The following is a 13,169-nucleotide window of genomic DNA, read 5'->3' on the forward strand; positions in this document are numbered from 1 at the left end:
CCAGCGGCCCTCCATTCATCCAATAATATAGCCTATTGAAACCTTGTGTTTCACGACATCAATTCACAATCGCGGGGAATGCGAACCCAAAAAGCCGGCACCGCCTGTGATCAACACACGCTTTCTAAAACTTTTCATTTGATTTCTCTCAATCTATTAAAAATTCAGGTAGGGACAAGAGTTACCCCTCGCCCCCGAGCAGGTCCGAACAAGCGGAATTCCCACATCCGGCTCCGGACTTGAGCGCTTGACGCAAATCGTTCTTCCGTCCACGGGTGAAGAATCTTTGGGTTGGGGATGAATTGATCAATATATATATAACCATTTGTCCCAATGCCATCCTGTGCCGCTGGCTTCGGCGCCTGAGCTTGGGTAACCATCAATGCTTGCATTCAATTACAGAGAAGTGTCTTCCATCTCGGCAACTGCGGGTCGAGCGAAAAGAATTCATTCCGAATAGATGAGTGCACCGGGAGCTTTGTTGCTGACACCAATTTTGAGGCAAGTTCATCAGGTGTACTGGCAAAAAATGCCCCAGCACAACCCCGCAAAGGGCTGAGATTCAAACCATATGGATCCAGCACCGACACAACCGGCTTTAACATGCAATAAGCGTCTACCGCTGCCGATGTGGTCGCGCTGGAGTATGCGACGTCACACTCTGCGAGTAATTCCCCTAACGAGCCTTCGACCAGCTCCATGCTGAGCTCCGGATAGTCCTCCGGGTTAATCGGACAATTGGGGTGCGGCTTGACAATGATACGCGTACCGATTGGCAATAATGGAAATGCCTTTTCAAGAAGACGCATCTGCAGATGGGTATTGGAATGCAAATAGTCCCCCATCACAAGAACGCGCAACCCGGAAGTCATGAACCCATGAGTTTGAACACTGCGTGGCTTTGCCTCCGCAAGATAAAGGTAACGCAATGCCTCCACTTTCACCAGCTCATGTACCGGATATCCCCCCCGCTTATAAGCGCCGATGGCAGCATCCCCATTACATGCTACCCGATAAGGCATCGGCAACTCATTCGTGAGCTTGCGGGAATATGAACGCGGGTCGAAAAAATACCGCAGATCCCAATAGCGAACCGTTGAATGCGGCACACCAATCAAGGATGCATTCCCCGTCACACCCCAAATTTGAAGGAGTGATGATTCCCATCCTTGATTTTCTTGCAAGTACACGCCACACCGCTGCCGCACTGGCAATGAATTAATCGCCGCCTCGATCATATTATGATAAAGGGTACTCAATACAGCTGTAGTTCCTAAAAAGGACGCGCGCCACTCCTGCTCAAACAACGGAGAAACATCGCACTCACCTAATGGCGTGCTTGAGAGCAGGCCACGCACTCCCGGCCATTTGAGGCACAGTCTCAACCAATCAAGAATCACATGCAAGACAACACCGAGGCCCAGAAATGAATCCAGGGTAGCATGGACCTGTCCGTTCTCCGATTTACCGTTGAATGATCGGATAGCAGCTCCGGCAAATCTGGCACTCGGCAAATTCTTGTCAATCACATAGAGGTGAAGCCAATTGACCGCCTGCCCATCCTCACTCAACTTGTCAGGCAAATGAGCCCAGTAGCTGCTTTTATATCGACCCTCAGCCAATCCAACAGGATCAAGATTAAATAGATAGGAGATAAATGTCATCTCGCCCTTCGCCCCAAGCCATTCTGAAAGACCTGCCCCCTTCAGCGGCCAGCGCTGAAAGAGATATCTCGTCAACGATAGGATGCCCTGTACTGGATTGGGGAGCCACTTAAAAATATTTTTGGACAATGAGTGTTGCGTGCGTTTCGGAGGGATCTTCTTCCACCTGAACTTGCAGCCTTTATGAGACGCCCATGAAGCCAAACATTTCGATAGAGAGCGGTTTTCACTCACAAGAACAATTTCGCTGAAAGATGTTCCTGCCGCCCAGTCACCCAATGCCATCAGCCGAACAGCATCGGTAATATGCGGAGATTTAGAGAAGTTGCACTTTTCAGCGATCGGCGCCATCCACCAATAACTGAATCCCGGCCGAATATCAAGAAAATCAACAAGACGCCGGCCTTGCACCTTAACCTGACCGAGTTCGTAGACCCATGCGAGGTACCTTGCACGAAGAGAGTCGGCGTTCTCTTCAATCCATTGGGGAATCGAGATGGCTTCTGGGCATGAATCCTCGCCATAACTTCGCCACAGAACAAGCCGACCAATTGGTTGTTGAGGGGCACCTTCAGCGTCCCAGATATAAAGCACATTATCTTTCAACGATACTCAAATCAAACCACTTCAGTCATTATCGCTTCCACCTTCTGGAAATCCTCTACTGTATCCAAATCCTGCGTCTCATACGATAAAAAAACCGTTTGAACGGAATCCATCACTCTCCACCTGCAACCGATATCACCTGCCCCGTAGTGAATGTATTCCAATCGGAACCATAATAATAAATACTGTGAGCCATTTCAACCGGCGTTGCGGCTCGCTTCATGGGAATCATAGCAGTTCTTTGATCAATATTTTTTTGCGATTCATGCGAATGAATCCTTGTATCCGTCACCCCTATTCTCAATGTATTAACAAGAACATCCCGAGTTGCCCACTCCCGCCAAATACCAGGGATGAACTCAAGCGCATGCTTGCTCAGTGAATACGGGTAACTTTCTTTTCCTCCACCAAACTTCACACCTATACTGCCAAGCATAACAATTCTTCCCCAGCCACGTTCAGCCATTGCTACGCCAAGCTCACGCATCAAGATGGCTCCCGACACAACATTTACCCTGAAATGATATAGGAGATCATCGGCAGTAACATCCAAGTACGGCTTGGCCTGTAAAGTAGCAGCACAATGAACAAAAACATCACAGCTTGTCAAAAACTCTCGATTTTGTTTCAACCAGTTATCAAAAACTACCCCCTCAGAAAAATCACACGCGGTCAATCTAAAAGCGGACTTGTTCTTTTCTGAAAGGTCAATGAGTTCATCCCGAATTGTCCTGTAATGAGCCAGCACCTCATACCCTTCAGCGAGATACCGCTTACAGACTTCAAGCCCGATATCAGAACTTGCCCCGGTAACCAACACTTTCATATACTACTACTTGTTTTCTATCCACCATTTAGCCTGACCAATCTGCCATTCGTAATCCAAATCAAGCCCCGCCTCATTGACAATAGGAAGGATTTTCCTGCCCATCCACTTTTGTGGGAGCAACCCGTCATCCAGATTCTCTAGATTTTTCGGACGAATGACACTCATAGCGACATCAGCAAACCACACATCACCCTGACTATCCCTATCACAGTTTATGCCATCAGCATTAGGATGATGCTGGAAGGGTATGTACGGTTGCAGATAACCTTGTTCATTAACACGCCGAGCCCTAGTTGGACTAAACATATTATACCTGCTTACGGTAACGGCTGAATCAGCATCCGGGTTCGCACGCAACGCATCAATCCCTTGACGCAATAACGCAGAATTGACTGTCGGTGCGTTGCAAAACAGTAACACAAGAAGCTCGGGCTCCTCGCCAATACGCTCAACAATCACTTCATATCCATGCTTGTAGGCATCCTCGCCAAGCGCCTCTGCAGATGCCAGATAGGCGGGCCGCTCAATCACCTCGAATCCTATTCCAGCGCCCAATTCCATCAACTGCAGATCATCGGTCGAGATGAAATGACGATCAATCTCGGGAGTCCCCATTGCAGCCGTCATCGGGTACCAAGCAAGGGGGTGACCATTGATGTTATAAAGATTTTTTCCAGGAAAACCCACACTGCCTTTTCGCCCAAGAATCAACGAACAAATCATATCTGTATGCTCTGAATTAAACCACCACACATCGCGAACACGGCTCCAACTGCTGCCGTTCACCATTCATATGCCTTTCACGCAAGGACTGGTACATCTCTCCATTCCATATCTCGGAAATGGAAGATGACGGAAACTTCTCCTCGCTCAATGTCGTCAGATAATCCACATCGCATGGCGCCACTCTTCCATCCCACCAGACAAACAACCTGCGCCACAAGTCGGAGCAGGGCTCATCTATCCCCTTTTTTTCAGCCTCGTAGACATTTCCCCACGGGTTATAATCAACAAAGGTCACTTGGTCAACGAAGTTCTTCCAGTGCTCCTCCATCTCATCAAGGCTCTGCTCGTCGCTGAACCTAACCCCTGAAACCCTGGTGATCAAGCGTGAATGAGGATACTCCCTCTCCTTGATGTCATTGAACCGCTCGATATTCTGCATAACCCGCTCCAGATTGCCGTTGACCCGGAGCTTGCTGTAGAGTGGTTCCGTTGCGGCATCTGCCGAAAAAACAAGGGTCTGTATATCAGCATCCAAGATAGCGCGCGCCATCTTCTGGTCAAGCAAATACGCATTTGTATTCACTTTCGTGGCAAGAAATTTCCCTGAAACATAGGCGAGCATTTCGGGCAATTGCTTGTTGACCGTCGGCTCGCCGCGGGAGGCCAGGCTGATTGCCTCGACCTCACCCTCAATCTCATCGATTATCTCCCGAAAAAGCTCAATGGGCATCACACCCATATGGCCATGCCTTTTATCCGACAGCCGACTGTCCGCCTGATAGCAGAACACGCACCGATAATTACAGATCGACGAGGGCTCGATCTGGACAAGCGGTGGATACTTACGCACCACCTTGTCGGCGGGAAAGACCTCGTAGGCATAGCGATAACGCAAATAGCGAATCACCTCGTCATCGCTGATACGGCCGATTTCCTCGATGACGTGGTCACGCAGAGCAAAGCGAGCTCCGGAATCCGAGCTGCCGATGAACAAGTCGCGAAATGCTCTCTTCGCAGGATCAGTTTCCTGCAATTGATCTATTTCCGCCCTGAGCCCTTCAATCCGCGACAACACCTGCATTTTGTCAGCGGTTGCGCCACGAATATCAAGAATACTATTGGCCTTATCATACATACCGTGTACACTCATCATTCAAGCCGGGTCAATGTTTATCCCTCGGAAAAATCGGCAACAGAACACCCTTCATAACTCCTGAATGCGACTTCATTCAACGAGTGCCGCCTCAAAAGAAAGGTGATACTATTCTTCTCTGCCGCCAGTTGATCTCCTTTTGAATCACCAATCATCAAACACTCCTCCGGCCGGTATCCGTATCGTTCTATGATCGATCTAATGGCATCAGCCTTGCCCATAGGGGCGCCGTGAATCTCAAGAAATGACGAGTCCAGATCAAGTGCCCGAACAATCTCCAACAGCTCCGTATGCGGCGTTGCCGAAAGTAAAAAGAAGTGCTGATTGAACGGATTGTTTTTCAACCAAGCCTCCACACCGGGAACCCAAGGAGAGCGGATGACTCGTTCCATGGCTACGGCACTGAAACGGGCACAATAGCTTTCAACAAGCGAGCCGACAGGCTGAACTCCAGCCCACGATAAATAGAGGGGAATTTTTTCATATCTCGATACTCCGCCATTGGCTTTGTGATGCTCTCGCACCCGACCAGCAGTATCTGCTCCAAAAGGAGCAAACACCTCCGCAAATGCCTCGCCTTTGATTTCAAGAGACTCCTTGATGACCCCGTCGAAGTCCCAGAAGATAACCCCGGCATTACTCAGGACAGACAAGCTCAATGACGCCGCCAGATTTGGTTATAACTCCGACCGAATCGCGCACTACCCTCAAACATCGCGGAATGCTTTTTATCGATCAGCTGCAATCCAGCATCAGAGAGATGCTGACTCACCTTTGCGTCTTGTTCAGCAAAATCCTCATTAACCTCAATGATTACACTCTGGACCTGTTGGAGTATATTTTTCCCACTCTTAAGAATCAAGTGCTCAATTCCGTCAACATCCATCTTGATATTCATCGGAAGGGGAATTCCCAACATTTCGACAACGGCGTCCATCGAGATACCCAGTGTCTGGAAATCAAACACCTTCTTCATCATCTTGCCATCATCTCCATAGAGTTCACCAAAGCTTGACAGCGCCCCACCCCAATCAGTACTCGTCATATTCAGGGTACTTTCCCGTACACCATCGGAGAGCGGAAGAGGAACGATGGTCACGTAGTCAACAAGCCTGTTGATATGGATATTCCTTGCCAGTAATTCAAGATTGAAAACAGAAGGCTCAAAAGCGTAAACCCTGCAATGCCGTTTTTTGGCCGCATAGCATGAATAAAGTCCGACATTGGCCCCGATATCCCATAACACCGAACCCTCGGGAAGGGCTTCAATCCACTCAAGGGTTTCGGGCTCCTTTGTGCTGAAGGTTTCTGCCCTGAAATGGTTAAGCATATTGGGAACCGTGAAATCCAGGCTTACTCCCCCATGACGCACATTGTGTGTCCGCTGCATGGCATCAGTCACAACTTCATCCAAAAAAAATCTACCGATCTTTGACCCAGAAAGGCCCGTGGCAGCGGAACGGATTACACTTTTCACAACTTCCTTCAAGCTATGCATCATGGTGTCAATCATTTTTTATTGATTCAATCAACTGCAGCAACCCCTGCCCCAGATCCACATGCATCGGAGGGATATACTTTCTCCCAAGTTTCGGCTGATACGCATAGGGTGTCCGAACATAGTGCCCGGCAGGCTCCCCGTCGCTGAACTCTACACCCTCTTCCGACAAACCTAGAATCTCTGCCAGCATCTTCAGCAGATCCATCACCCGCATCGGCTCCTGACCGGTCAGCACGACGCTCTCATTCTCAAAGCCTTCACCGAGTGCAACGACACTTGCCTTCGCTGCATCTTCTACATGAATATACTCCCTCATTGCCTCAGGATGCCCTTCATAGCGAACTACGCCCTCTTCCACCGCAGACTTGACAATCCTGTAAAGTCCATTCGACTCATCCGCCCGTGGGCCATAAAGCGATCCATACCGGAGTATGGTGTACGGTAACCCGTATGCCCTGTTGTACTCCTCCACATAGCGCTCGGAAGCCTGCTTGCTGCAGCGGTAAAACCCCCCTTCCCGACTGTTGACATACACCGTACTGGCATACACGAACCGCTTTACCCCATGCACTCGGCACGCATCCATTACGTTGGCATTGCCAAGGATGTTGACCTCGATGGTCTTCAGTGGTTCATCCAATGCTTTATTCAAGTCCGCAAGTGCCGCAAAATTGTAGACCGCTTCTGCGCCTACAATCGCCTCTTGAAGCAATGATTCGTCAAGGATATCTCCCACAACCATCTCCTGATCCTGCCTGATCCATTGGGAAGGAAAACGGTCATACACCCTGACCCGATAGCCCGAATCGCTCAAATGATCAGCGACATGCGAACCAATGAACCCGCTCCCCCCCACAACAACAGCTTTCTTCATATCACAGGCCCTCCCTCTGGACATCATATTCCTCTTTCGGCACAAGCCCCTGCAATGACCTGCCCGTAAAATAACGCACAGCCTCCTCGGTCGCCTCAATCTCCATCCTCGTCCTGCAGTCGACGGACATCGACCCCATGTGGCAGGTCAACAGGCAACGGTCTATCCCGGCAAGTTTCCCGCTATAAGGCTCATGCTCGAAAACATCAATCGCAGCGCCGCCAAGATGCCCTCCCAGCAATACTTCAGCAAGGTCCTGTTCGTTGATAATCCCGCCGCGGGATGTATTGATCACCAATGCGTCAGACTTCATCATTAAGAGATGCTCCTTTCGCACCATATTCTTGGTATGCGCGGTAAGCGGCACATGAAGGCTGATGAGATCAGCTTCTCGGTAGATCGTCTCTTTACCCACCCATTCAAGTTTCAGTTCGGTTGTCACTTTCTGGTCAGGATAGAGGTCATTGACGAGGACACGTGGCGAACCAAATGCCGAGAGCCGCCGTAGCACCCTGCCGCCTATCCGTCCCGTTCCAATAATGCCGATGGTCACTTCCGGAATCCTCCTGCCGAAATGGCGGCACCACTCTCCCTTGTGCATCTGCAGGTTCGCAGCGTGCACGTTCCGCAAGAGTGACAGCATTAAACCAATGGTCAGCTCCGCAACAGCCGGGGCCGGTGCATCGGGGGTATAGCTCACCTGTATCCCGCGCCTCTCTGCCTCAAGCAGGTCAACACTGTCGAGTCCGATACCCACACGGGAAATCAGCTTCAGGTTCCGGGCATGTTCCATGACCCTGGCGGTAATCGGTTCCGTACCAGCCACAAGGACATCGAAGTCCCCGACCATCCCGGCCAGCTCATCCTCTTTCAGCTTCCTGCCGAGCGGGTTGATCAGATACTCGATGCCGGCACTCTCAAGCAACTCGAGGGGCAACCGGTTTTTATCCCCGAAGGGAACGGTGGTAATGAGAACTTTTGACATTTTCTAAGTAATAAGCGCCTTATACAAAGCCCCAATAATCATTAATGCTATCGAATCCGGCTTGATCAAGAGACTGGGTAAGGGTAAGGAGAATTTGACTCATAACCGTATACTCGGGATCGTAGAACTTGAATCACAGGACAGGATCTCCTTTACCCTTATCCCATGCGCCTCTTCCATGCGTTCTTTCTGCGGCTTATCCATTGTTCCATTACTGACGATATAAGCGAAGTGCTCGACTTTTCCAGAACCACTCCGCTCCAGTACGCCGACGATCTCAGCATATTCGGCTCGTTGGTGGCGGACATATGCCAACTGAGCAAACGCCTCTTCGATATGCCATGCGCCTTTCAGCTCAATCAGGATGGCGGCTTTCTTTCCCCGCTTTTGAAAAAGAAACAGCCCGTCGCACCGACGCAGGCCATCATCCGTAAAAACGCATCCATCAAGCATCAAAGCCACACCCTCTTCATCTCCCCTCAACTCCAGCCGAACTTTCTTGCCTTTTTCACTGAACCCAAACTCCCCGTCGCACAACCCAAGCTCAGCGTTCTGGGATCGCATTTTTTGACATACACAGCCAGCAAAGCGCCCCACATCAATCATTGACGATGCTCCCATTCGAGATCGCGCATGGCATCATAGGTCTGGCTCAACTCATTGAAGTAATCGAGAAAGTGATCCTGACAAAGTCCCCGTTCTTCATCAAGCATCGAAAGAGCTCCATCCGATTCCGTCATCAGGTACGACCTGCAATCAGCAGGATCAAGCGGGAACAACCGTTCGATCTCTTCATCCATAGGCAACGAGGTAACGCGATGGCGCTTCATCAGGTTATTGATGGACTCGACAATAAAGGGGCTATGCGTCGTCAGCACGAACTGGGTGTTCGTGAAGGTGCGAAGCAAATCCCCCACTACATGTTGCTGCCATGAAGGGTGAAGATGAAGGTCAATCTCATCAATCAACACAACCGCCTCTGCATCCAATGGATTTGCACGATGAGGGTTGGCCTGCGCCATACGCACACTCAAATCAATCACCAAGCCCAGCAACGTTTTATATCCGTCGCTCAACTGCATGATGTCCAGTGCATCAGCCCCCCTGCGTACAGCAAACCGCAATGGGTTCAATGCTATATGGGGTTCAGAAACATCAGGGATCATCCGGGAGATGGCCTCACGAACCGCATCAAGCTCCGGCAAGGTAACCTCAAAGCTTTTTCGGTCCTTCTGCAGACGATGCTCCTCATTCTCCTTATTGTAGAACCACATGAATGCCGACTTGAATCGGCTATCGGCCTGCAATGCTCCTGACAAAGCCTCAAACCTGGAATACTGTCGAGGAAAGCCCCTACGCCGCAATGGAACCTCGAGCAAAGCACGGCTAACGCCATAATATGCAATCACCGGCAGCTCAACATCCTTTCCTTCATCAAGCGGCAACACCACATCCTGCTCAAGCGTACGCTCAAGTTCGCGAACGCCTATGGGTTTCGGAACCTCAAGAGCGGTAGAGCGCATCTGATCCCGTCGCAGGATGCGGTCCCACTTTACGCCGGAAACGGTGCTCATTGCTATCCGTACATAGGGAGCAATTCGATTATCCTTCTGCCGGATATCCTTTTTGCTCAAAGAGCGACCGGCAACCTCCGGCAAGTAAGTCAATGCTGCTCCGAATCCGGTCGCCATAGCATCCAAAACACTCGTTTTGCCTGCGCCATTGTTGCCAACCAGCAATGTCAGCCTACGGCCAACATCGAGAACCAACCGGTCAATAGAACGAAAATTCTCTATTTCAAGACGCTCAAGTCGCATACGGTTCCTGTCTATTCATGAGGGCAGTCCGCTCCATTAGATTCCGGCGCAAACACCAAATGTTCCAGCCATTATCATGCCAGCCAATCACAATAGCGTTATCCTGTATCCAGGCAGAAATGCTGATGCATCTGAACAACATACAAACTTTTTCATTCCAAGGCATCAAAGGCAATCCCGGATAAGTTCCACAGCATGAACCGGTTTCCGATCCGTCAGTTCACCAATCTGATGCCTGCAGGAAAACCCGTTGGCAACGACAACCGTATCCTCTCCGGCTTCTGCCAAACGGGGCAACAAACGCTGCGCTGCGATTTCCCTTGACAACTGGGCATGTTCAGCTTCATAACCAAAGGAGCCAGCCATACCGCAACAACCAGCCTCCGTGTCCTCGACTATTGAGCCAGGTATACGGGCAAGCAACCGATGGGTCCATGCTCCTCCGCCAAGGCTATGCTGGTGGCAATGGGTATGGACAAGAATGCGCCGGACCGGCACATCGTCGCCCTCTTCAGGAAACACCAATCGGCAACTCCCCGCGACCAGCTGCTCCTCCAGGAACTGATCGATTGTCACGACACGCCCCGCAACGCGGTTTGCAAGTTCAGCATCATCCAGCAAGTCAGGAAGATCATCCTTTAACGCTGAGGCACAACTCGGCTCACAGACAATAATCGGAAAAGGTGAAGCGAACCGGTCGAGTTGCTGAAACAGTCTCGTACCGTCCTTTTTCGCCTTGTCGAGCAGTCCCTGCGATATCGCCGTACGCTGGCTGTCACCAAAAGTAGCCAGAAACACCCGGTACCCCGCGTGTTCCAGCACCATAATCGCCGCCCTGCCGACTTCCGGCTGGAAGTATTCTGTGTAGGTGTCATTGAAGAGCACGACCGCGGTCCCTTCCTTGCCATCCTGTTCAGGCATCCCCGTTTCTCGATCCCTTTTCAAGTACCAGGAACTGAGGCTAGCATCGGCAAAGGCCGGCAGGCTTCGGTCTGCATCCAACCCCAATAAGTTCTTTCCCAGCGTTCGTACAGCAGAATGACCCATTACCCTGTTGAGCATACCAGCCTGTGCGCCTATAGCAAATCTTGACATCCGGGCAACATCGCCAAAGACACGAGTACGGAGGGAAACGCCGTTCCTTTTATGAATGTGATGGAGTACTTCCGACTTCAGCTTCGCCATATCCACACTGTTGGGGCACTCCCCCTTGCACCCCTTGCAGCTCAGGCACAGCTCCATCACCATCGCCAGCTCTTCACTTGCCAGCTTGTGGATACCCAGCTGCCCACTGAGCACCAAACGGAGCGTATTGGCCCGCCCCCGTGTGCTGTGCATTTCATCTCTCGTCATCATATAGGACGGACACATCACACCGGAAAAGGTCTTCCTGCACTCTCCCACCCCGGTGCACTGCTCGGCTGCCGCCAACATCCCGCCCTCCTTGCGATAATGAAACATCGTTTCAACTGCAATCGGCATGTACTTCGACCCATACCGGAGATTGTCCTCCATCGGCGGCGTATCGATCACCTTGCCGGGGTTCATCCGCCACTCGGGATCGAACAGCCTCTTGACTTCCCTGAATGCCTCATAGAGTTCATCACCGAAGAACCGCCGATTGAACCCTCCCCGCACAATGCCATCACCATGCTCGCCACTCCAGGAGCCTCCATACTTCAGTACGAGCTGAAACACCTCCTCCTGAATCTCCTTCATGCTGGCGATCTCTTCCTCACGATGCAGGTCGTGCAACGGACGGATATGCAATAACCCGACGCTTGCATGACCAAACAGGGCAACCGGCTGGTGATGTTTTTTGCATACAGCGGCAACCTCGGCAACATAATCGGCAAGATGCTCAAGAGGTACTGCCGCATCCTCGATATACGGCACCGGCTTGCGCGGCCCATCTACCGTTGTCATCAAGCCCAGTGCACTGGACCGCATCTGCCAGACAGCCTTGATCTCCGGAGGTGCAAGCATGAGCGGACATGCATACGACCGGTCGGCGAGAGCACCGGCGATGGTGCCGATATGGACAGCCACCCCGCTCTGTTCTTCGCCCTGAACCTCAATAACGAGCACCGCCTCGGGATTGCCATGCAGGAGAGAACAAACTTCCTTTGTAGAGGGATGCTTACGCGCCTGACGCAGCACAATACCGTCAAGCAACTCGACCGCAGATGGGTGCATACCGACAATAAGCGGCACAGCACGCAATGCGGCATCAACCGAATCGAAATGCGCCAGACAAAGGGCACTACACGCAGAAAGAGGGGTCAGCTTCAATTTCGCACTGAGAATGAAACCAAGAGTCCCCTCACTGCCAGAGATCAACTTTGCAAGGTTAAACGGCTGGGCATCAAGAAGAGCATCAAGGGCATACCCGCCCGAGCGGCGCAGTACTTTCGGATACCTCTCCCTGATGTTGGTTGCATGAACACGGAGGATATCGATGATACCTCGGTATATCTGACCCCCACGGTCAGACTGAGAACATTTAAGGGTAAGTTGAGCGGTATCGAGAGGAGAGAGATCAAGCACTTCTCCAGTAGGCAGAGCAACTTCAAGAGCCATCACGTGGTCAATGGTCATGCCATAGCTCACGGAACGCATACCCGACGCATTGTTGGCTATCATCCCCCCTATTGTAGCACGATTCAGGGTAGCAGGGTCGGGAGCGAAACAGTACCCGTATGGCTTGAGATACCTGTTGAGCTCACCGCAGACAATACCTGACTCAACACGCACCCAGCCCTCATCAATATTGAGCTCAAGCACACGATTCAGATACCGGGAACAATCCACAACCGTACCTGCGCCAATCGACTGGCCGACGAGGCTCGTGCCACCGCCACGGGGTATGACAGGTGACGATGCCTTCTGCGTTTGGCAAATAACATTCAACAGCTCTTGCCGATCAGTCGGAAACACGATCTCCTCTGGCAGGAACTGATACATGCTCGCATCAGAGGAATAAAGAAAAGAGTCCAAGACCCCGGAACTGCTAT

11 protein-coding genes are annotated in these 13,169 nt (G+C 51.1%); all 11 read right to left on the reverse strand.

The window, feature by feature from the left end; genetic code table 11:
• Positions 1-392: 392 nt before the first annotated feature.
• The 11 genes from EKD02_RS10655 to EKD02_RS10705 all read right to left on the reverse strand — a co-directional run bounded on the left by EKD02_RS10655 (position 393) and on the right by EKD02_RS10705 (position 13,119).
• Entirely contained in the window at positions 393-2,270 is a 1,878-nt protein-coding gene (locus tag EKD02_RS10655; RefSeq protein ID WP_126385015.1) for a TIGR04326 family surface carbohydrate biosynthesis protein, read from the reverse strand.
• 112 nt (positions 2,271-2,382) lie between these two features.
• Entirely contained in the window at positions 2,383-3,096 is a 714-nt protein-coding gene (locus tag EKD02_RS10660) for an SDR family NAD(P)-dependent oxidoreductase (protein WP_126385018.1), read from the reverse strand.
• A gap of 6 nt (positions 3,097-3,102) precedes the next feature.
• On the reverse strand, positions 3,103-3,888 hold the full coding sequence (locus tag EKD02_RS10665) for an acylneuraminate cytidylyltransferase family protein (protein ID WP_221762984.1): 786 nt from the start codon (positions 3,886-3,888) through the stop codon (positions 3,103-3,105).
• Entirely contained in the window at positions 3,839-4,978 is a 1,140-nt protein-coding gene (locus EKD02_RS10670) for a radical SAM/SPASM domain-containing protein (protein ID WP_126385020.1), read from the reverse strand. Before EKD02_RS10670 ends, EKD02_RS10665 begins: the two co-directional genes overlap by 50 nt.
• Positions 4,979-4,995: 17 nt before the next feature.
• The gene (locus EKD02_RS10675; RefSeq protein WP_185805727.1) at positions 4,996-5,631 is read right to left on the reverse strand and encodes an HAD family hydrolase; all 636 of its coding nucleotides are present in this window, start codon (positions 5,629-5,631) and stop codon (positions 4,996-4,998) included.
• Positions 5,632-5,633: 2 nt separating this feature from the next.
• Positions 5,634-6,491: an FkbM family methyltransferase gene (locus EKD02_RS10680; protein ID WP_221762985.1), complete on the reverse strand. Its 858-nt coding sequence runs from the start codon at positions 6,489-6,491 to the stop codon at positions 5,634-5,636.
• The gene (locus EKD02_RS10685; RefSeq protein WP_126385024.1) at positions 6,484-7,353 is read right to left on the reverse strand and encodes an NAD-dependent epimerase/dehydratase family protein; all 870 of its coding nucleotides are present in this window, start codon (positions 7,351-7,353) and stop codon (positions 6,484-6,486) included. The genes EKD02_RS10680 and EKD02_RS10685 overlap by 8 nt, the downstream gene beginning before the upstream one ends.
• Position 7,354: 1 nt before the next feature.
• On the reverse strand, positions 7,355-8,338 hold the full coding sequence (locus EKD02_RS10690) for a phosphoglycerate dehydrogenase (RefSeq protein ID WP_126385026.1): 984 nt from the start codon (positions 8,336-8,338) through the stop codon (positions 7,355-7,357).
• 99 nt (positions 8,339-8,437) lie between these two features.
• Complete coding sequence (locus EKD02_RS10695) at positions 8,438-8,944, reverse strand: hypothetical protein (protein ID WP_126385028.1); 507 nt, start codon at positions 8,942-8,944, stop codon at positions 8,438-8,440.
• Positions 8,941-10,155 carry an AAA family ATPase gene (locus EKD02_RS10700; protein WP_126385030.1) on the reverse strand — a complete coding sequence of 405 codons (1,215 nt, stop codon included), beginning with the start codon at positions 10,153-10,155 and terminating at the stop codon, positions 8,941-8,943. The genes EKD02_RS10695 and EKD02_RS10700 overlap by 4 nt, the downstream gene beginning before the upstream one ends.
• 165 nt (positions 10,156-10,320) lie before the next feature.
• On the reverse strand, positions 10,321-13,119 hold the full coding sequence (locus EKD02_RS10705; protein WP_126385032.1) for an FAD-binding and (Fe-S)-binding domain-containing protein: 2,799 nt from the start codon (positions 13,117-13,119) through the stop codon (positions 10,321-10,323).
• Between the last annotated feature and the right edge of the window lie 50 nt (positions 13,120-13,169).

Origin of the sequence: Chlorobium phaeovibrioides, from assembly GCF_003968655.1 — a bacterium.
Taxonomy (GTDB): domain Bacteria; phylum Bacteroidota; class Chlorobiia; order Chlorobiales; family Chlorobiaceae; genus Chlorobium; species Chlorobium phaeovibrioides.

Bases quoted from the DNA above. Each gene is read 5' to 3' on its own strand.
- EKD02_RS10660 (WP_126385018.1), bottom strand. From the start codon at position 3,096: ATGAAAGTGTTGGTTACCGGGGCAAGTTCTGATATCGGGCTTGAAGTC.
- EKD02_RS10705 (WP_126385032.1), bottom strand. From the start codon at position 13,119: ATGTATCAGTTCCTGCCAGAGGAGATCGTGTTTCCGACTGATCGGCAA.
- EKD02_RS10695 (WP_126385028.1), bottom strand. From the start codon at position 8,944: ATGATTGATGTGGGGCGCTTTGCTGGCTGTGTATGTCAAAAAATGCGA.
- EKD02_RS10700 (WP_126385030.1), bottom strand. From the start codon at position 10,155: ATGCGACTTGAGCGTCTTGAAATAGAGAATTTTCGTTCTATTGACCGG.
- EKD02_RS10690 (WP_126385026.1), bottom strand. From the start codon at position 8,338: ATGTCAAAAGTTCTCATTACCACCGTTCCCTTCGGGGATAAAAACCGG.
- EKD02_RS10670 (WP_126385020.1), bottom strand. From the start codon at position 4,978: ATGATGAGTGTACACGGTATGTATGATAAGGCCAATAGTATTCTTGAT.
- EKD02_RS10685 (WP_126385024.1), bottom strand. From the start codon at position 7,353: ATGAAGAAAGCTGTTGTTGTGGGGGGGAGCGGGTTCATTGGTTCGCAT.
- EKD02_RS10665 (WP_221762984.1), bottom strand. From the start codon at position 3,888: ATGGTGAACGGCAGCAGTTGGAGCCGTGTTCGCGATGTGTGGTGGTTT.
- EKD02_RS10680 (WP_221762985.1), bottom strand. From the start codon at position 6,491: ATGATTGACACCATGATGCATAGCTTGAAGGAAGTTGTGAAAAGTGTA.